Genomic DNA, 18,291 nt, shown 5'->3' on the forward strand with positions numbered 1-18,291 from the left:
CCTCTCTTATCTACCGGCTCGCTGGTTTTCCACCGGCTTCGGGCGTTATGAACCTCTCTTATCTACCGGCTCGCTGGTTTTTAACCGGCTTCGGGCGTTATAGACCTCTTTTATCTCCCGCTCGCTTGTTTTCCATCAGCTTCGGGCGTTATGAGCCTCTCTTATCTACCGGCTCGCTTATTTTCCATCAGCTTCGGGCGTTATAGACCTCGTTTATCTACCGGCTCGCTGGTTTTTCATCAGCTTCGGGAGTTTAAGCGTACCTACTGACCTTAAACTTTTTCTAACTATTTATACTATTCTAACAAATAGTGTAATATGAAATTATAAATAGAGTCGATGGGGGATGTTTCATGAAAAAGAGAAAACTCGTTTCACTTATAATCATTGCTTTATTACTTTTGTTTATTATTGTAACCGGCGTTAACACTCTGACCTTAAAGTCCAAACAGCCCTCACCTAAGCCATTCAAAACCGCAATTGACCAGGATGAAGCAGTCGCACACCTGTCGAAAGCCATTACGTTTAAAACTGTTTCCTACCAAGACCGCAGTAAATTTGATTTTAATGAGTTTCGTAAGTTTATTGATTTTTTACAAGAGAGCTTTCCAGCCGTCTATAAAAATCTCGAATTTGAAAGAGTGAACGATTATGCCCTCGTTTATAAGTGGAAAGGCACTGATTCTAGCAAACTTCCTGTTGGTTTAACGAGCCATTATGATGTCGTTCCCGTATTATCTGGGACCGAAGCCAATTGGGAGCAGGACCCTTTCAGCGGCAAGGTAGTCGACGGGAAGATTTGGGGCCGGGGGACATTGGATGACAAAATTGGTGTCATCGGTATTTTACAAGCAGTCGATTATTTATTAGGTGAAGGGTTTAAGCCGGACCGCGACATGTATTTCATGTTTGGCTTTGATGAGGAAATTGGCGGTGATGAAGGAGCAAGCGTCATTGTAAATACCTTAAAAAAGAGAGGAGTTACCTTTGACTACGTGTTAGACGAAGGTGGTGCAATCGTTGAAAACATGGTTCCTGGTGTGAAGCAGCCAGTCGGTGTCGTCGGTATCTCCGAAAAGGGATCGGCCACTGCTGAACTAACGATAGAAGGCAGCGGCGGACACTCGTCACAGCCGAAGGACCATACCAACATTGGCCGCATTTCCAGCGCGATTAGTAAATTGGAAGATACCCAGTTTAAAGGCGACCTGAGGGGCCCAGGAGAAGACATGTTTGAATTTGTTGCCCCTGAAATGAGCTTTGGGATGAAATATGTATTTGCTAACAAAACGATCTTTGAACCGGTCATTGAAAGGATTTTATTACAGCAGCCAGCTTCCGCTGCGTTAATTCGAACAACCATTGCCCCAACGATTTTTCAGGCGGGTGAACAATACAATGCCTTACCGGAAAAAGCTTCTGCCATTATCAACCTTAGGGTGATGCCTGGTGATTCTTTAAGAGGAATAAAGAGTTTTATAGAAGATACGATTGACGACAAAGACATTGAGGTGAAAATTACAGGCACCGAGGCCTCAAAAGTATCATCCGTGGACGGCTGGCAGTTCAAATCGATCCAGCAGGCAGCAAGAAATGTGTATCAAGATGCGGTTATTGCACCATATCTCATGTTTGCCGGCTCCGATGCACGACAATATGACCCGATTGCGAAAAATACTTATCGTTTTCTTGCCCGTGCAAATCACATCTGAAGACCTCAACCGAATGCACGGGACAAACGAACATGTCAGCATCGAAAACTACATGAACGCCATCAAGTTTTATGTTGAAGTGATGAGGGAAGCAAATCAATAATGTTCAGAGAGGTGCCTTCGATGGAATGGCACCTTTTTTCAATCCTCTATACCTCATCTATGCCTCTATCCTCCCTTTTTCCTGTAAACTTAGCTATAATTACAAAAACAATGTAAAGCACCATGATTAGGAGGTGGTTGCTTATGACAAACATTAGGGACCTCGCCAAAATGGCTGGTGTTTCTGTGACTACGGTGTCTCGCGTGTTAAATCATCATCCATATGTGAGTGAGGATAAGCGAAAAGCGGTACTAGATGCCATTGAACACACGAATTATCAGCAAAATATTAATGCTGTCCATTTAAGTATGGGGAAAACCTTTCTTGTTGGTGTCGTTGTTCCTTATATTGACCATCCCTATTTCTCGTTGTTAGTAAAAGGAATAGCAAGTGAAGCGCTGGAAAACCATTACAAACTCGTTCTCTTCCAAACAAACTATGTGGAGTCGCGGGAATTAGAAGCTTTACAAATGCTGAAGCAAAAACAAATAGATGCACTAATCATTTGTTCACGAAAAACCAACTGGACGACGATCTCTGATTACCTGGCTTTTGGACCGATTATTTTATGTGAAGATACAAGAGGGAGGCCCGTTTCCTCGACCTTTGTGGACCACTATAAAAGTTTTATGACGGCCCTAGACTATTTATTTAAAAAAGGGCATCGCAATATTGGTTATTGTATTGGTCGAAAATCGGGTAAGAACAGCTTTTATCGAGAAAAGGCATTTAAAGATTTTGTCACGAAACATGATTTGCCTTTTAATCCTGCTCATATTTTTGACCACTGTATGCATTTTGAGGATGGGGAACGGGTGATTGAGCGGATTGGAGGAATGGCTGAACCCCCATCTGCACTGTTGGTGACCAGTGATGAAGTCGCAGCAGGAATTGTTACCTGTGCCCAAACTCGAGGGATATCAATCCCAGACGACCTTGCTCTTATCGGTTTCAACAACCAGCCGATTGCCAAGATGATGAATATCACCACAATGGAGATTCCGCTTGTGGAAATAGGTAAAAAACTCTTCTTACAAGGTATTAACGCTGATCAACAGGTAACTCATCAAGAAATACCAGTTACCTTAATGGAACGGAACACAGTCTAATAGTTACTTAACCATGTCCACTGTAAAAGGACACTTGTCCATGCGTGGTGCCTGACACCTTTGAAAATATCTTTGGTGAAAATTGCTTGACCTGAAACGCGTTTCATACAATATTCTGTTTTTGCAAAGGCTTCAGCACTTGGTCCGCGTGATCGAGCAACCGAGCGTTAGGACTGGTGCTGTGGTACTCTCGGAGGTGCTACCATGCAAAAACCAATTGTATTTTTCGATATTGATGGAACGATTTTAAATGAAGATAAAGTAATTCCAGAGTCTACAAAGACTGCCATTCGTCTACTTCAGGAAAAAGGCATTCACACGGTCATTGCCACAGGACGTGTGCCAAAAATGTTTTATTGGATTTTAAAGGAACTAAACATTGATTCCTATGTAGCGATGAACGGCCAGTATGTGGTATTCGAAGGTCAGGAAATTTACTCCAATCCTATTGATTCAGATATCCTGCAATCTTTATCGGCCATGACTGCAAGCAACGGCCATGCCTTAGCATATTGCAGCCATTTGGATTATAAGGTGACCGAAAAAAATCACCCGTATATTGAATCGAGTTTCGATTCCTTGATGATGGCCTATCCTGATGTGGACCCAGCATATTTTAAGCGGTTTTCTATTTTCCAAGGTCATCTTTATTGTGAAGGTCTTTTTGAACAAACATATGCAGAGCGTTTTCCGCAATTCAGTTTCGTTAAATGGCATGACTATGCGTATGATATTCTGCCAAAGGGCGCTTCAAAAGCCGTAGGAGTCCAGAAACTCACCGAAACATTAGGAATCAAAAAAGAGCATACCTATGCCTTTGGAGATGGATTGAACGATTTAGAAATGCTTTCTACTGTTGGAACAGGCGTTGCGATGGGAAATGCTGTTCCAGAGGCAAAAGCAGCTGCAGATATAGTGACAACCTCTAACTGTAATGACGGAATTCTCAATGGATTAATCCAGCTTGGACTTTTAGAGGAAGAGCTTGCCTTAAAATAACCTTTAAGGGTCCCTTCCGTTTGAAGGGGCCCTCTTGTGGTGTCAGGCACCATTAATTTACTGAAGGCACAAAAATCTTCTCATACTCGTAGTCGCCATTGGTTTCGTTTATTTTAATTACCGACGCATTTTCTACGGGCTTAAAGCCAGTCAATTCCTCGACAGGCCAATTCATCAGGAAGGTTAACAGCATCTGGATAAAAGCGGCATGAGTAACAATGACAACATTTTCATACCTTTGCTGCCTCCGTACGCGTTCAATGACGGTATGCATAAACATGGTCGCACGTAAGTACACATCGGCCAATGATTCTCCATTTTCATATCTAAAATAAAATTGTCCTGCTGCTTTAAATTCCTTCTTTTTCTCGGGTGGACGGTTGCTGAAATCATAAAGATTCCCTAATTCCCATTCTCTTATGAGGGGATTTTCGAAAAAGGGAACCCCTTCGGGTAGCTGGGAATGAACCGCTTGCGCTGTTTGAATCGTGCGTAAGTAAGGAGAACTATACACTACGGTCTTTTCATTCAGGATGGATTTCATAAATTCCGCTGTTTTTTGTACCTGTTCGAAACCGATCCCTGTTAAGCTATGCCTCGAATCATGGGTATGCGCCATTACCGTTCGATCGATGTTATGCTCAGACTCCCCATGCCGGATTACGTATAAATTCAATTCACTCCATCCTTTCACTAATCTTTTTTTGGTTTACTTGGAAAAAGTTGATTTTGCTTTTAACAGAGTTTTTGGGTTTGCGGGATACTCCCTTTGTCAGAAGTTCACTTACCTTCTGACAGTGTCACTAGGTTTTCCTCCTACTCTGTCAGAAGTGTCATTGGGTTTTCCTCCTACTCTGTCAGAAGTTCGCTTGCCTTCTGACAGTCTCACTGATCTTTACTTCTACTCTGTCAGAAGTTCGCTTACCTTTTGACTATTGATAGCATTCTACTAAGTAACAAACTATCAAATTCATTTTTTCTAAGAATAAAATCCACTATCGTTTCTCAATATATTCGATAACCTGTTGAAAATTCCCTTTTGTTCCCACTGGTCCGTGACCAGGAATGGCCACTTCTATATCCATTTCCTCAACCTTCCGCAAGATCTCAATCCACTTTTGAGGATTAGATTCTTCAAATATGGTAGGTGCTGTATCCACAAATAATAGATCCCCCATGAAGGCAACTTTTTCCTCTGGAATATACAAAATCGCATCACAGTAGGAATGCCCGCCACCCAATGTGAATAATCGCGCGCTTCTTTTGCTCCCTTTAAACGACATTTCACTTTTAAAAGTTTGTTGCGGCAACACTAATTCTAGTGTGGGCAAAGACACTTCCATTTCACTTAAAAAATTTATCTGTTGCTCTAGCTCTTTATCATACTCCTCGCCTAATTTCAGCTTTAGCGTTTGAATATAATTTATCAGCCCTTGAATATCACCTTTCTGCTTTTCAATCCGGGCAGGATGCAGTTCCTTCATTTTTTCAAAGGTGGCTTGACTTGAAACAATCGTACTTTCCTTGAAAACCTGATTCCCACGAACATGATCGCCATGCCAATGACTGTTCACCACCCATGTGATTGGTTGGTTAGTCACTCGAATCGCCAGCGTTTTTAAGTCCTCTGCCGCTTGTTGCGTATTAAATGTATCAAATACAAGGGTCTGACCCCCTAAATCTACAAACCCGGCATTTCCTACCGCACCCCCACCTTCTTTTGCTATAGCCGCATAAACACCATCTTGCACCGTTTCTAGCGTAAAATGCTTGCTGAAAAATTGATTAATCATCCGTTTCCACTCCTTACTAGTTTAGTAAATTAATTGCGAATATTATGAACCTATTGTATGATTTCCGTAATTATCAAAACCACTTATTGAGTAAAGAGGAAATCAGTCGGAGGAACGAACCATGTCTTACTCATTGAACCTATCCAATTTTTCATCAGAGCAAATTGCCTTTGGCTACTCGGCAGCGCATGAAACACTAATCGCACTGCATGTATTCTACGATTGTAAGCACCACCCTCTGCACATCCCCTGGGTGATCAACGCTCGTAAAAAAATTTCACCGGCCTTAAAGGAAGAGATAGAAAGATTTAGCCTTTTTTACAAACGGCCTATTGTAAGCTTTTGGGAGTTGAGCGAGGATTCAACATTTCGCTCCTTTGACTCCGATTTAATGGAAATGGCTAAACAACCGATTGAGACTTATTGGCAAAAAATCATTGAGACATTATTGGTTAAAAATAAGAACGAGATACAGTGGGATCAAAAGCTTCACAATGAGTTGATCGAGCTTGAAGATAGGAGATATCCGGAATCCAAGGAAGTCATTTTGGAACTAATTGAAACACCAGAAAAGAGCAGGCGCCGTTTTCTGCAAATGCTTGAAGGCTTTTGGAGTGCTTGCCTGAAGGAGGAATGGCCATTAATTGAAGAACTTTTTCTAAAAGATATTTCCTATCGTGGAAAAACCCTATTAGATGAAGGTCTATTTCCTCTATTAACAAGTTTATCGGATACTATAGATGTCTATCCTGAGGAAAAACGTGCAGTTGTGAGAAGGATTTCTAAAGGCGAAATCAATTTGGGTGACAAGGATATGCTTTTCTTAGCTCCCACTTATTTTGCATGGCCCCATTTATTTATGAGCCTTCAACATCCTGTTGGGATCAATTATTCTATTAGAAACCATCAGCTTGAGGCTGCCAAGCCAATGCCACCAGAAGACCTGCTCAAGTTTTTCCGAGCCCTAGGTGACTTTACCCGACTGCAGATTGTTAAGTATTTAGCACAAAAACCTCGATCAACGAGAGAGCTTGCCTTGTTAATCGGAGTAACTGAGGGTGCTGTCTCTAAGCACCTAAAACAACTCGAGAATGCCGGATTAATTACTTCCAAAAGAGAAAGTTATTATGTATTTTATCGACTTCTTGAAAAACCATTTCACGATTTCCCTTTAGGTTTGTCAAAATTCATTGAATAGACAATCATATTCAACAGTGGTATTATGTTCGTGCTTCCTTACATTTTTCTAAGTAATTTGGTTAAAAATAAGGATAAAGTGTTTTATAGTCGCGACAGACAATTGATAGGAAGTGTAAAGGTGGAGTCTTTGAATCATCTCATTGAACATTATGGATACTTTGGTATAATTATCGCTTTAATTGGTGGTATTGTGGGGCTTCCCATACCAGATGAGGTCCTGCTTACTTTCGTTGGCTACAATGTGTTTCAGGAGAAAATGTCGTATTTGCCTTCTTTACTAAGCGCATTCGTCGGTGCATTCGGAGGTATTACGCTAAGCTATCTTTTAGGGATTAAATTGGGTCTCCCATTCTTACAAAAGTTTGGACCAAAATTTCATATAACGGAAGAAAGAGTGGACAAGACCAGAAAATTATTTATGAAGTTCGGACCCTTTCTACTGATTATCGGCTACTTTATTCCGGGTGTCCGTCATGTGACGGCCTATCTTGCTGGGATTAATAATTATTCATATAAAAAGTTTGCCTTATTTGCTTATTTAGGTGCCATGACTTGGTGCTTTACGTTTATTACTATTGGAAGAGTGTTAGGCGAAAATTGGATTCATGTCGGCGCCTATTTTTCTAAATATAGTTTCTATGTATTTTTTCTACTCCTTCTAGGTGGCATTTTATTTTTCACCTTTCGGAGGAAGAAAAGAGTATTAGGCTAATTTTTTAATCAAACGTTTGATTAGTTTTTCAAAAACTGGCCTCTTGTCTAGGCAACTTTTAATCAAACGTTTGATTAGTTTTTCAAAAACTAACCTCTTGTCTAGACATCTTTTAATCAAACGTTTGATTAGTTTTTTAAAAATGGCACTTCTTGTCTAGACATCTTTTAATCAAACGTTTGATTAGTTTTTCAAAAACAGCCATCCTGTCTAGACATCTTTTAATCAAACGTTTGATTAGTTTTAAAAAACTAGCCTCTTGTCTAGACATCTTTTAATCAAACGTTTGATTAGTTTTTCAAAAACGGCCTCTTGTCTAGACATCTTTTAATCAAACGTTTGATTAGTTTTTCAGAGGTCCACCTTAAAGCTTCGTTCATTTACCCTCCCATTAGAAAATACCCGCTCCACATAATCCATCTCGTTTCCCGACATTAACAAAACGGTAGAGCTCCGTGTCCCGTAATGTTCACTTTGAATAAACAATGGCGAAAGCAATCTTTCCCACTCTAACGATACACCCGTGTTTGGAAGAAACTCATCTGGGGCAGGATCTGCTTGTTGAAGAAGTGCCATCAGCTCCTCAACTAGGTTTTCTAAATCCCCTGTGATGATATCGGACAAACCTTCCTTCCCTCTTTTCACCTTCGGCCATTGTGTATTTAACAGATGATTGCTGACACCGTAGATACCAGGCTCCAACCGTTGAAGCTCTTGTCCCATATTGGAGTAATAGTAGAGCTCGTTCTGATCCCCCGCTAGAAGATTATAACCGGGAAACTGATGCTGACGGCTAGCGAGCCCCTGCATATATTCCTTCAGATTGCCACCGTATGTTAAAGCATCTGCCACCAATTCCCCGCGGGATAGTTTGCCTACTGTTATTTCCTTTGGATTCCGATAATTGGTTAGCGCTGCAAACCTTCCTGAAGTGGTAACTCCCATCCATGTACCCATTTTCTCTAAATCGCGACCTGCCAGGATTGTTGGGTTATCCTCCCAGTAATGAATTGGAGCAGTTGGACGTCGATAAAATTCATCGCGATTGGCAGCCACAATCAGTGGATATTGCGGATGGACTTTGTAAGCAAATAATATTAAGCACATGGTCTATCACTGCCTTTTGTAAAATTACGAGGATATTTCTATTTGATTAATTCCTTACGCTTCAGAATCATCTTTTTAATCAGGCGTATCTGCCCTCTATGACTCAACTCATCTTCAAATACATGAAACCACTTAAAGAAATTATTAGCCGGACGATTCCACCAAAACGGAGCTTGCTCAAATAGCCATTCGTCTGATAGCGTTTTAAACGTTTCGATGGTCTCACTTCTTACCTGTTCTAATTTATCTAGATAATACTCTAGCGGGTTCCCTTTAATCTGCTCTCTGGCATGCATTCCTAAATCCAAGGCAGGATTCAAATCACTTTCCTCTTCATCAGTTAGGTCGCGATTTTCAAAAGTTACAATTTGATACGCTTTTTCAACAGAAGCCATGTGTGCTAATAGCATTCCAATAGAATTAGCTTCTTCATCAAAAAGAAAATCTAAATCTTCTATTGTTAAGTCTTTTACAGCTTCCAAAGTTGTTTGCCTGGTATAGTTCATCATCGATACTAATTTACTAAATTCTAGGCCTAAGTCTTCTTTTTGATCTATTACATATAATGTTTGATTATCAACTTTCAATTCATTGACCTCCATTTGGAAAAATAATGAAATAATATTATTCGACATTTTGGTGAAAAATCCTTTAATTAAGGTGTAATTATGTATTTACGCTAAATCGTGTTAAACTAACCATCGACTAATAGTTAATTTTATTTAAATAATGGAGTGGTTAGATGAGTAAAGCAAAAGCCAAAAGTGGTACAGGTAGGGGAACCGGTAAGAAGGGCTGGAACCGTTGGCAATCAAGTGCTAACAAAGCCAAAAGCGCCAAGCCCTATGTCAGCAAGGGGACTAAAAGAGCAGCTGATGTAAAAACTACTGATCAAACCTCAGATAAATAGTCTTTTCTGGTTCGATTAGTACCTGCCAGTAATTCTCATTAGAATCTTTGATGAAAACTCGCCATGTTGGAAATGATAAGGACGATATAACCAACATAGGAGGTATTTGTAATGTCTGAATTAGAGCCTTTTGAATACGAAACAGGCACCGCTATTCGTGACTATGACATTATTGATATTACATCGACTACAAATGGATATGAAGTACTGCTGGATATTAACTTAGATAGCGGGTACTCGCTAACAAAGACCAAGTTAGAAATTACCCATGAGGATTTACAAGGATATGAAACAAGCGAGATAGAAGAGGGTATTAAATATGCTTTAGGGTTCTTTGGAGAATAGGTTCTTACCTTCTAACTTACTGCTACTTTCTAGTCTTACCTATATATAATCTTTACACGCTCTTAACATTAAGTTAAGAAAACCCCTCTTTATTTTTAATACAATGAAGTAAAGGGGGGCGAAAAATGTCTAGAGAATTGCTGGAATTATTTTACGGTTTTGATTGTCGAGTGTTGCAAAAGGTCAACCGTCATTTTGATAAAAAGCTGTTAAATTTCTTCTTCCGGATCATTACATGTTTGGGAGGAGCAGATTTTACCATTGCATCGACACTGCTTCTCATTCTTTTATCGACAGGCGAAGCCCGATTAACGGCTATCAGCAGTGCACTAGCTTTATCTGCGAGTCATATACCTGTCCATATTATAAAAGAGACCCTTCCTCGAAAAAGACCCTATCTAATGATTGAAAAAACCAAAACTCATGAAAACCCATTACAAGACCATTCTTTTCCTTCGGGGCATACAACCGCTATTTTTTCCGTTGTGATTCCCTACATCCTATTCTTACCACACCTTTCGTTTATCTTAATACCTTTAGCGATATTAGTAGGTATATCAAGAATATACCTTGGCTTACACTACCCATCAGACGTTATCGCCGGTGCCTTCCTCGGAACAATTATAGCCCTTATCAGCTTTTGTATATTACTGACATAAACACTTTAAGGTGTCAGGCACCACCGAAAGAATCTTGTGGTGCCTGACACCTCATTTATTATGCTTCAACGATGTCCGGTTGTTGGTATGTTTCGTGGTCGAATTCGCCTGTTGCTTTGCTTGTTAGGACGCCTGCCGTCATGGCTCCACTGACGTTTAGTGCTGTACGACCCATGTCAATTAACGGCTCTACTGAAATAAGCAAACCGACAATGGCAATAGGCAGGTTCATAATAGAAAGGACAATAAGGGCTGCAAAAGTAGCACCGCCGCCAACTCCGGCAACACCGAATGAACTAATCGCAACTACTAGAATGAGCGTAAGAATAAATGATACACTTGTTGGATCTACTCCTGCCGCTGGTGCGACCATTACTGCAAGCATGGCTGGGTAAATACCGGCACAACCGTTCTGACCGATGGATAGCCCGAATGAACCGGCAAAGTTTGCAATCCCTTCGGAAACGCCCAAATCTTTTGTTTGTGTTTTGATCGTCATCGGCAGTGTTCCTGCACTCGTACGTGAAGTAAACGCAAAGGTTAAGGTTGGAAGCCCCTTTTTCACATAATTCTTAGGGTTTAATTTTGCAAACGAAAGTAGTAATAGATGAACAATAAACATGACAATCAACGCTACGTAGGAAGCGATGACAAACTTTCCTAGTTTGGCAATAGCATCATAATCACTCGTTGCCGCAACCCTTGTGATAATGGCTAAAATACCATATGGAGTGAGGCGCAAAATGAGAGTTACCACCCTCATGGTAATAGAATATGCGGTATCTATGATCCTAGCGAAAAACTCTGCATGCTCAGATTCTTTCCGCTTGACCCCAAGGTAAGCAATCCCGATAAAGACAGAAAAGATAACGACGGCAATCGTAGATGTTGGGCGCGCCCCTGTTAAATCCTGAAATGGATTACTTGGAATAAGCTCAACAATCTGCTGTGGCAGTGTCATATTTTCCACGCCCGCCACACGTTCTTCAAGCTGAGCATTTCTCGCTTTCTCTGCATCTCCTTCGTTTAATTGAATCCCGTCAAGGCCAAATCCTAAGGCAGAACCAATCCCGATGGCTGCAGAAATAGCTGTTGTACCAAGTAAAAGACCAATGACAAGAAAGCTAATCTTCCCGATATTTTTCGTTAATTTCAATTTGGTAAAAGCTGCAACAATACTAATAAATACTAGCGGCATAACCACCATTTGCAGTAACTTAACATATCCATATCCTACAATGTTAAACCAATCGATGGTCCCTGTTGTCACTTCATGTGTGGTGCCATAAATCCAATGAATAGCGAAACCAAAGACAATCCCTAAACCTAATGCAGTAAAAACACGTTTAGAAAAAGAGACGTGTTTCTTTTGCATCATGAATAAACCATACATGAGTGCAAATAAAACGAGGATATTCACAATAATAAGAAGGGCGTTCATTATATTCCTCCTCTAAATTTGTAATATTTTCCAACACATACATTCCAATGAGTCAAGTCGGAATTACAAATGAACAAACCACCAACAGAATCAAAACCATCAAACGTTTGATATTACATACATATGTACTGTAAGGACATTAAATACCAACGACCCAAAAAAAGGTGTCAGGCACCGTCCATGGACATTTGTCCACGAGCGGTGCCTGACACCCAATTACTTAATCTCATAGATTTTACATTTTTCATAAAAGCTTGTTTTTCCTATTTTCAGGAGCTTGGCAGCTTCTTGTTTATTTCCATTAGTAACGTCCAACGCTTTTAGAATAGCTTTTCTTTCGGCCAGTGCCAATACTTCTTTTAAAGGGACAATCGGTGCCGAATTGAATTCCATTGGCTCGATGCTGACCGTTGGGGAATCATTCTTAGAGGTACTTTCCGGCTCTAAATCACGTAAATATAATGGCAAATGAACAACCTCAATGGTTTTTCCATCAAGGACATTGATCGTTCGTTCGAGAACATTCTCGAGTTCGCGAATGTTACCCGGCCAAGAATGCTGCATGAGTCTTTCTTTTACCTCTAGGGAAAGCTCTATCCCTTTGCGGTAAAATTTCTTCTCCAGCTTTTTTAATAAATTGCTGGAGATGTGCGGAATATCCTCTCTTCTTTTTCTTAGAGGGGGGATTTCTATTTTTATGACATATAATCGGTAGTATAAATCCTGACGGAACTTTCCTTCCTCTACCAGCTTTTCTAAATTGCGATGAGTCGCAGCAATGATTCTCACATCAACAGGAATCGATTTTTGACCGCCAACCCGTTGTATTTCTTTTTCCTGCAGCACCCGCAAAAGTTTGCTTTGCATCGCAAGTGGCATGTCCCCAATTTCATCTAGAAAAAGGGTACCATTGTTTGCTATTTCAAACTGTCCTTTCTTGCCCCCTTTTTTCGCGCCTGTAAAGGCCCCCTCTTCATACCCAAACAGCTCTGATTCTAGTAAATGTTCAGGAATAGAAGCGCAGTTGATGGCCACAAATGGCATTGATTCTCGCGTACTATTATTATGTATAGCGTGGGCAAATAACTCTTTACCCGTCCCGGATTCTCCTATTAACAAAACCGATGAGTGGCTCTCGGAAATTCTCTCTGCCAGTTTCTTTGCTGCTAAAAAGGCAGGGCTATTTCCAATTAAATCGGTAAATTGATACTTACTTTTCAATTCTTTTTCAACTTTTGTTTTATAATATTTTAGCTCTTCTACAAGTCTTTGTATTTTCGTTTTATACATCCGCCATTCTTCTGGCGTTCGAAACATGACGGTTCCTAAAGCGCCAACCCTCTCCCCATCCACAATCAAAGGGTACCGGTTAGCAATCATTTCACTACCATTGATGGGGTGCAGTGAAGCAAGCTCTTTTTGACCTGTTTTTGCAACGATATGCATGCGGGTATTTTCAATGACCTCTTCCACTGGCCGGTTAAGAGCATCCTCCACCGTCGTTCCCAAAAAATTGCAATAAGCCTCATTGATATAAAGAATAATACCCTCTCGATCAACCACTACAATTCGTTCTGCTAATAGATTAATAATTTGCTCATGCCAATTATAGGGGATATTCTCAAATCCTCGGTACATTCTTTTCCCACCCTTACCACACTAGATATATTAATTATACCAAATATACTGACAAAGGGGTCAGACCCCACTTAAAAGTGGTGCCTGACCCCTCTTCATTATTGAGCGGTATATCCGCCATCCAGGATGACGGCCTGGCCGGTAATGCCTCTTCCTTTATCACTTGCTAAAAAGACCGCATAATCCGCAATTTCCGAAACAGATAATAGCCTTCTCTGTGGAACAAGCGGATAAATTACTTCCTCAAGGACACGATCTAAGCTTACATTTCGGGTTTTCGCCAAATCCCCCAATTGGTTTCTCACGAGCGGAGTATCGACGTAACCAGGACATAAAGCATTGACAGTTATTCCATCCGCTGCTCCCTCTAATGCCGCTACCTTCGTTAAACCAATGACCCCGTGCTTGGCACTGTTATAAGCTGCTTTCCCAGCAAAGCCGATCACGCCATTAATGGAAGCCATATTGATGACTCTGCCAAAGCCTTGTTTTTTCATGAGTGGAAACACATGCTTGATGCCGATAAACGGTGCGGTTAACATGATTTTGACAAGTAACTCGAACTTTTCAGTCGGAAACTCCTCAATAGGAGACACATACTGCATTCCAGCATTATTCACTAAAATATCGATACTGCCAAATGTCTGGTAAGCAAGCTCCAGGCTATTTTTAAAAGCTTCTTCATCCGTTACATCACATGGAGCAGCTAGTGCTTCAAAACCTTGCTCCCTTAACTCAGAAGCTACTTCTTCGCTCTTGACCGCGTTTAAATCGGAAATAACGACTTTTGCGCCTTCTTGTACAAAAGTTTTTGCGATTTCTAACCCAATTCCACTTGCAGATCCAGTAATAAATGCTGTTTTTCCTTCTAATGACTGTCTCATACGAGATCCTCCTTAAAAGCTATTCAATAATGACTCATTAAATGATGTTAAACATAGAGTAGATCGCGATAACAAAGAATACCGCTACTGTCTTAATGACGGTTACTGCGAAGATGTCACGGTAGGACTGCTTATGCGTCAAACCTGTAACAGCTAACAGGGTAATAACGGCTCCATTATGCGGCAGTGTATCCATACCACCGGATGCCATCGCTACCACACGGTGCATGACTTCTGGAGGAATATTTGCAGCAGCAATCGCCTGATTGTACTTATCCGCCATCGCACCAAGCGCAATTCCCATTCCCCCAGATGCCGATCCAGTAATACCAGCAAGGGAACTCGTAGTGACAGCACCATTAACAAGCGGATTTGTAAATGTACTTGAAATCGCATCACTGATTTTTGTAAACCCTGGAAGAGAAGAAATAACGCCACCAAAACCGTATTCTGCACCTGTATTCATGGTCGCAAGTAACGCACCAGCAATACTTAGGTTTAAACCTTCTTTAAAGTTCACGGTTACACGTTTCCAATCAAACGCAAGGGATGTGACGATCCCGACAACTAATGCCAGCTCAACTGCCCAAATTGCCGCTACTGCTGGTACATCGACCGTATATGCTTTTAAGCCGATAGCAGAAAAGTCAAACCCATTCGGATACCATTTAGGAATATAGGTAATGAACAATTTATTTGTCACTCCTACAAGCACAAGAGGCACAAACGCCATGATTTGTCGTAGAACAGATTGTTGTGAAGTTAAATCTGGCACCGCTTCTTTTTCCTCTGCTTTTGCCAACTCCAAAGCGGATGCATTCTCTGCACCGAAGCCATAGTAGCCCTCGCCCGCTTTTTCTGCCTTTTTCCTTCTTGTTTCAAGATAGAGAAGTCCTAGACCTAAGACGAAGATAGCTCCGATAATACCAAGTGTTGGTGCTGCGTAGATATCTGTTTTGAAAAAGTTAATTGGGATAACGTTTTGGATTTGTGGTGTACCTGGTAATGCGTCCATCGTGAAGGTAAAAGCACCGAGAGCGATGGTTCCAGGGATTAAACGTTTTGGGATATTTGCTTCTCTAAACATTTGAGCAGCAAATGGATAGATAGCAAATACGGCTACGAATAAGCTTACGCCGCTATAGGTTAAAATTGCACCTAGTAAAATGATAGTGAGCATCGCACGTTTGGCACCAACCCAACGGACAATTGTTTTAGCAATTGATTCAGCAATACCTGACATTTCAACAACTTTTCCAAAAATTGCTCCTAGTAAAAAGACAGGAAAATAAGATTTAATGAATCCGACCATTTTTTCCATAAATACACCGGAGAAAAACGGTAAAACATGACTTGGGTCAACAAGTAATACGGCTAAAAGGGCGCAAAGTGGTGCAAATAAAATAACTGAGAAACCACGGTACGCTACGAACATCAATAGCCCAAGCGACAAAAGAATAATAAATAATTGCATGATAATCCCCCTTTGGATAATTTGAATAAGCTTCTGCTCCTCACCAGGTAAGCGTTTTCAATTTGAAGCTTGCTTATATACTTGCAATTCTTGTGCCAAAATTATAAATTTTTAAATAATTTACTCTAAACTCGTGGTTACATACTTTTTCACGTTAGTAATAAAATAAACACACTTATTCTTTCATACTACTTTCCGTAATTGCGGAAAATTTACTAGATTTAATTTCCAGAAAAGCGGAATTTTCCGTTTCTCCGGAATTTCGTCCGTTAAATCGGGTTCTTTTTTAACAATTATTATAAAAATCACTTATATTTACCGAATTTATGAATTACTAGTGGATCAAATCCCCGTTATCAGCGATTTTTGTATACTTATCAGCGAATATATAAATATATCAGCGAATTTGCGAGTTTATCAGCGAATCGGGGACATTTATCAGCGAATCGCTTTTTTCCTTTATTTCCACAAGCGTTAGTCATTATGATTCGTTACCGTTCCACCCTTTTTTCTTCCTGTACGGTCAATAGTCACTTGACTAGTTACCATTCCTCACTCTTTTCACTCTGCTCGGGCTCTAGTCCCCTCGACTAGTTACCATTCCTCACTCTTTTCACCCTGCACGGGCACTAGTCCCCTCGACTAGTTACCATTCCTCACTCTTTTCACCCTGCACGGGCACTAGTCCCCTCGACTAGTTACCATTCATCACTCTTTTCACCCTGCTCGGGCACTAGTCCCCTCGACTAGTTACCATTCATCACTCTTTTCACCCTGCACGGGCATTAGTCCCCTCGACTAGTTACCATCCATCACTCTTTTCACCCTGCTCGGGAACTGGTCCACTCGACTAGTTCCCATTCAGCACTCTTTTCACCCTGCTCGGGCACTAGTCCCCTCGACTAGTTACCATCCATCACTCTTTTCACCCTGCTCGGGAACTAGTCCCCTCGACTAGTTACCATCCATCACTCTTTTCACCCTGCTCGGGAACTGGTCCACTCGACTAGTTCCCATTCAACACTCTCTTCCTCTTAAACGGGCACTAGTCGCGCTCCCTAGCAAAAAGGTGTCAGGCACCGCCCATGGACACCTTTCCACGAGTGGTGCCTGACACCAAAAGATGCCCCCACAAAAAGAGCAGCCCAACAACTGGACTGCCCTAAAAATCTCTCTTATTTCTTCTTCGCGTGTTTTCTCATGTCAAAGGCAACTGCTACGACGATGATTAGGCCTTTCACGATGAATTGGATGTATGGGCTTACCCCAAGGAAAGCTAGACCGTAGTTGATGATTTGGAATATAAGCACACCTGTCACTACGCCTGGTACCGTTCCAATTCCACCTGATAAAGATACCCCACCGACTACACAGGCTGCGATGGCATCTAGTTCGTACATGTTACCTGTATTGTTTGTCGCACTACCTACACGGCCTGCCTCAAGCGTACCTGAGAATCCGTATAAAAGACCTGCGATCATGTAGATGATAATTAGATTTCTGGCAACGTTAACTCCGGAAACCTTGGCTGCTTCTGGGTTGCCCCCGATTGCATACATATTTTTTCCTAGTTGCGTCTTATTCCAAATAACCCATATAACAACAGTAGCAATAATGGCATAAAGAACAAGGTACGGAATTTCATAAGAACCAACTGGAATACCGCGTTGAGCAAAGGTTGTAAACTTTTCGCTTAACCCACCGATTGGCTGTGCGCCATATGGAGGACGGTCAAAATAAATAGAAGTGATCCCATAAACCCCAATCATCATCCCTAAAGTGGCAATGAATGGCGGAACATGCAATTTCGCAACAATTACACCATTTAGTGTAGCGATTAAACCAGTTGCTACCATGGCAATTAAAATAGGAACAATTAACGGTAACTCTGGTAAATTTGGATACATTCTATATGCATAATCGCCTGCTTGCAGCATGGAAGCAGAGATAACCGCTGCCAGTCCGACCATCCGTCCAGCAGATAAGTCCGTGCCGGCAGTAATCAGGATTCCTGCCATCCCTAGTGCAATGATGATACGGGACGAGGATTGACTTAAAATATTGATTAAGTTTGTAACTGAAAGAAAGTCAGGAGAAGCGATTACGATTCCAATAACGAGTAGGATTAAAAAGACATAAATCACATTATCAAAGAGCAGTTTAGTTATACTGCCTTTTTGTGTAGCTGAATTTTTCATTTGCATC

17 protein-coding genes are annotated in these 18,291 nt (G+C 41.1%); 8 read left to right on the top strand and 9 right to left on the bottom strand.

What is annotated here, in order from left to right:
- Positions 1-353: 353 nt before the first annotated feature.
- From QE429_RS23520 to QE429_RS23530, 3 genes are all read left to right on the top strand, one after another.
- Positions 354-1,712, top strand: coding sequence for a M20/M25/M40 family metallo-hydrolase (locus QE429_RS23520; RefSeq protein WP_307290459.1), 1,359 nt, complete (start codon positions 354-356; stop codon positions 1,710-1,712).
- A gap of 246 nt (positions 1,713-1,958) precedes the next feature.
- Positions 1,959-2,924, top strand: a complete 966-nt coding sequence (locus QE429_RS23525; RefSeq protein ID WP_307290461.1) for a LacI family DNA-binding transcriptional regulator — start codon at positions 1,959-1,961, stop codon at positions 2,922-2,924.
- 204 nt (positions 2,925-3,128) lie between these two features.
- Positions 3,129-3,923 (top strand): Cof-type HAD-IIB family hydrolase, encoded by a 795-nt coding sequence (locus QE429_RS23530; protein WP_307290463.1) that lies wholly within the window; start codon positions 3,129-3,131, stop codon positions 3,921-3,923.
- A gap of 52 nt (positions 3,924-3,975) precedes the next feature.
- On the opposite strand, the gene QE429_RS23535 is transcribed toward QE429_RS23530, so the two are convergent.
- Positions 3,976-4,599, bottom strand: coding sequence for a histidine phosphatase family protein (locus QE429_RS23535; protein ID WP_307290464.1), 624 nt, complete (start codon positions 4,597-4,599; stop codon positions 3,976-3,978).
- Positions 4,600-4,918: 319 nt separating this feature from the next.
- On the bottom strand, positions 4,919-5,716 hold the full coding sequence (locus QE429_RS23540) for an MBL fold metallo-hydrolase (RefSeq protein WP_307290465.1): 798 nt from the start codon (positions 5,714-5,716) through the stop codon (positions 4,919-4,921).
- Positions 5,717-5,837: 121 nt separating this feature from the next.
- Between QE429_RS23540 and QE429_RS23545 the strand changes: the two genes are divergently transcribed.
- Entirely contained in the window at positions 5,838-6,914 is a 1,077-nt protein-coding gene (locus tag QE429_RS23545; protein ID WP_307290467.1) for an ArsR/SmtB family transcription factor, read from the top strand.
- A 120-nt stretch (positions 6,915-7,034) separates the two neighbouring features.
- Positions 7,035-7,628, top strand: coding sequence for a DedA family protein (locus tag QE429_RS23550; RefSeq protein WP_307290469.1), 594 nt, complete (start codon positions 7,035-7,037; stop codon positions 7,626-7,628).
- Between the two features lie 351 nt (positions 7,629-7,979).
- Here the strand turns inward: QE429_RS23550 and QE429_RS23555 are convergent, their stop codons facing one another.
- Positions 7,980-8,735 carry an NRDE family protein gene (locus QE429_RS23555; RefSeq protein ID WP_307290471.1) on the bottom strand — a complete coding sequence of 252 codons (756 nt, stop codon included), beginning with the start codon at positions 8,733-8,735 and terminating at the stop codon, positions 7,980-7,982.
- A gap of 38 nt (positions 8,736-8,773) precedes the next feature.
- Positions 8,774-9,244 carry a DinB family protein gene (locus QE429_RS23560; protein WP_307290948.1) on the bottom strand — a complete coding sequence of 157 codons (471 nt, stop codon included), beginning with the start codon at positions 9,242-9,244 and terminating at the stop codon, positions 8,774-8,776.
- Positions 9,245-9,477: 233 nt separating this feature from the next.
- Between QE429_RS23560 and QE429_RS23565 the strand changes: the two genes are divergently transcribed.
- From QE429_RS23565 to QE429_RS23575, 3 genes are all read left to right on the top strand, one after another.
- Positions 9,478-9,645: a DUF3934 domain-containing protein gene (locus QE429_RS23565; RefSeq protein WP_307290473.1), complete on the top strand. Its 168-nt coding sequence runs from the start codon at positions 9,478-9,480 to the stop codon at positions 9,643-9,645.
- A gap of 111 nt (positions 9,646-9,756) precedes the next feature.
- On the top strand, positions 9,757-9,990 hold the full coding sequence (locus QE429_RS23570) for a hypothetical protein (RefSeq protein WP_307290475.1): 234 nt from the start codon (positions 9,757-9,759) through the stop codon (positions 9,988-9,990).
- Positions 9,991-10,115: 125 nt separating this feature from the next.
- Positions 10,116-10,649, top strand: a complete 534-nt coding sequence (locus QE429_RS23575; RefSeq protein ID WP_307290476.1) for a phosphatase PAP2 family protein — start codon at positions 10,116-10,118, stop codon at positions 10,647-10,649.
- A 58-nt stretch (positions 10,650-10,707) separates the two neighbouring features.
- Here QE429_RS23575 and QE429_RS23580 read toward each other — a convergent pair whose 3' ends face one another.
- The 5 genes from QE429_RS23580 to mglC all read right to left on the bottom strand — a co-directional run bounded on the left by QE429_RS23580 (position 10,708) and on the right by mglC (position 18,290).
- Complete coding sequence (locus QE429_RS23580; protein ID WP_307290478.1) at positions 10,708-12,090, bottom strand: L-cystine transporter; 1,383 nt, start codon at positions 12,088-12,090, stop codon at positions 10,708-10,710.
- Between the two features lie 216 nt (positions 12,091-12,306).
- Positions 12,307-13,728 (bottom strand): sigma-54 interaction domain-containing protein, encoded by a 1,422-nt coding sequence (locus QE429_RS23585; RefSeq protein ID WP_307290479.1) that lies wholly within the window; start codon positions 13,726-13,728, stop codon positions 12,307-12,309.
- A 98-nt stretch (positions 13,729-13,826) separates the two neighbouring features.
- Entirely contained in the window at positions 13,827-14,612 is a 786-nt protein-coding gene (locus QE429_RS23590; protein WP_307290480.1) for a 3-hydroxybutyrate dehydrogenase, read from the bottom strand.
- Between the two features lie 37 nt (positions 14,613-14,649).
- Positions 14,650-16,086, bottom strand: a complete 1,437-nt coding sequence (locus QE429_RS23595; RefSeq protein ID WP_307290481.1) for a GntP family permease — start codon at positions 16,084-16,086, stop codon at positions 14,650-14,652.
- Positions 16,087-17,261: 1,175 nt separating this feature from the next.
- The gene (mglC, locus tag QE429_RS23600) at positions 17,262-18,290 is read right to left on the bottom strand and encodes a galactose/methyl galactoside ABC transporter permease MglC (RefSeq protein WP_373463224.1); all 1,029 of its coding nucleotides are present in this window, start codon (positions 18,288-18,290) and stop codon (positions 17,262-17,264) included.
- Position 18,291: the final 1 nt, after the last annotated feature.

The sequence above is a fragment of the Bacillus sp. SORGH_AS_0510 genome (genome assembly GCF_030818775.1).
Classification (GTDB): domain Bacteria; phylum Bacillota; class Bacilli; order Bacillales; family Cytobacillaceae; genus Neobacillus.

Bases quoted from the DNA above. Each gene is read 5' to 3' on its own strand.
- mglC (WP_373463224.1), bottom strand. From the start codon at position 18,290: ATGCAAATGAAAAATTCAGCTACACAAAAAGGCAGTATAACTAAACTG.
- QE429_RS23575 (WP_307290476.1), top strand. From the start codon at position 10,116: ATGTCTAGAGAATTGCTGGAATTATTTTACGGTTTTGATTGTCGAGTG.
- QE429_RS23565 (WP_307290473.1), top strand. From the start codon at position 9,478: ATGAGTAAAGCAAAAGCCAAAAGTGGTACAGGTAGGGGAACCGGTAAG.
- QE429_RS23580 (WP_307290478.1), bottom strand. From the start codon at position 12,090: ATGAACGCCCTTCTTATTATTGTGAATATCCTCGTTTTATTTGCACTC.
- QE429_RS23585 (WP_307290479.1), bottom strand. From the start codon at position 13,728: ATGTACCGAGGATTTGAGAATATCCCCTATAATTGGCATGAGCAAATT.
- QE429_RS23590 (WP_307290480.1), bottom strand. From the start codon at position 14,612: ATGAGACAGTCATTAGAAGGAAAAACAGCATTTATTACTGGATCTGCA.
- QE429_RS23595 (WP_307290481.1), bottom strand. From the start codon at position 16,086: ATGCAATTATTTATTATTCTTTTGTCGCTTGGGCTATTGATGTTCGTA.
- QE429_RS23520 (WP_307290459.1), top strand. From the start codon at position 354: ATGAAAAAGAGAAAACTCGTTTCACTTATAATCATTGCTTTATTACTT.
- QE429_RS23555 (WP_307290471.1), bottom strand. From the start codon at position 8,735: ATGTGCTTAATATTATTTGCTTACAAAGTCCATCCGCAATATCCACTG.
- QE429_RS23570 (WP_307290475.1), top strand. From the start codon at position 9,757: ATGTCTGAATTAGAGCCTTTTGAATACGAAACAGGCACCGCTATTCGT.
- QE429_RS23540 (WP_307290465.1), bottom strand. From the start codon at position 5,716: ATGATTAATCAATTTTTCAGCAAGCATTTTACGCTAGAAACGGTGCAA.
- QE429_RS23530 (WP_307290463.1), top strand. From the start codon at position 3,129: ATGCAAAAACCAATTGTATTTTTCGATATTGATGGAACGATTTTAAAT.
- QE429_RS23525 (WP_307290461.1), top strand. From the start codon at position 1,959: ATGACAAACATTAGGGACCTCGCCAAAATGGCTGGTGTTTCTGTGACT.
- QE429_RS23545 (WP_307290467.1), top strand. From the start codon at position 5,838: ATGTCTTACTCATTGAACCTATCCAATTTTTCATCAGAGCAAATTGCC.
- QE429_RS23560 (WP_307290948.1), bottom strand. From the start codon at position 9,244: ATGATGAACTATACCAGGCAAACAACTTTGGAAGCTGTAAAAGACTTA.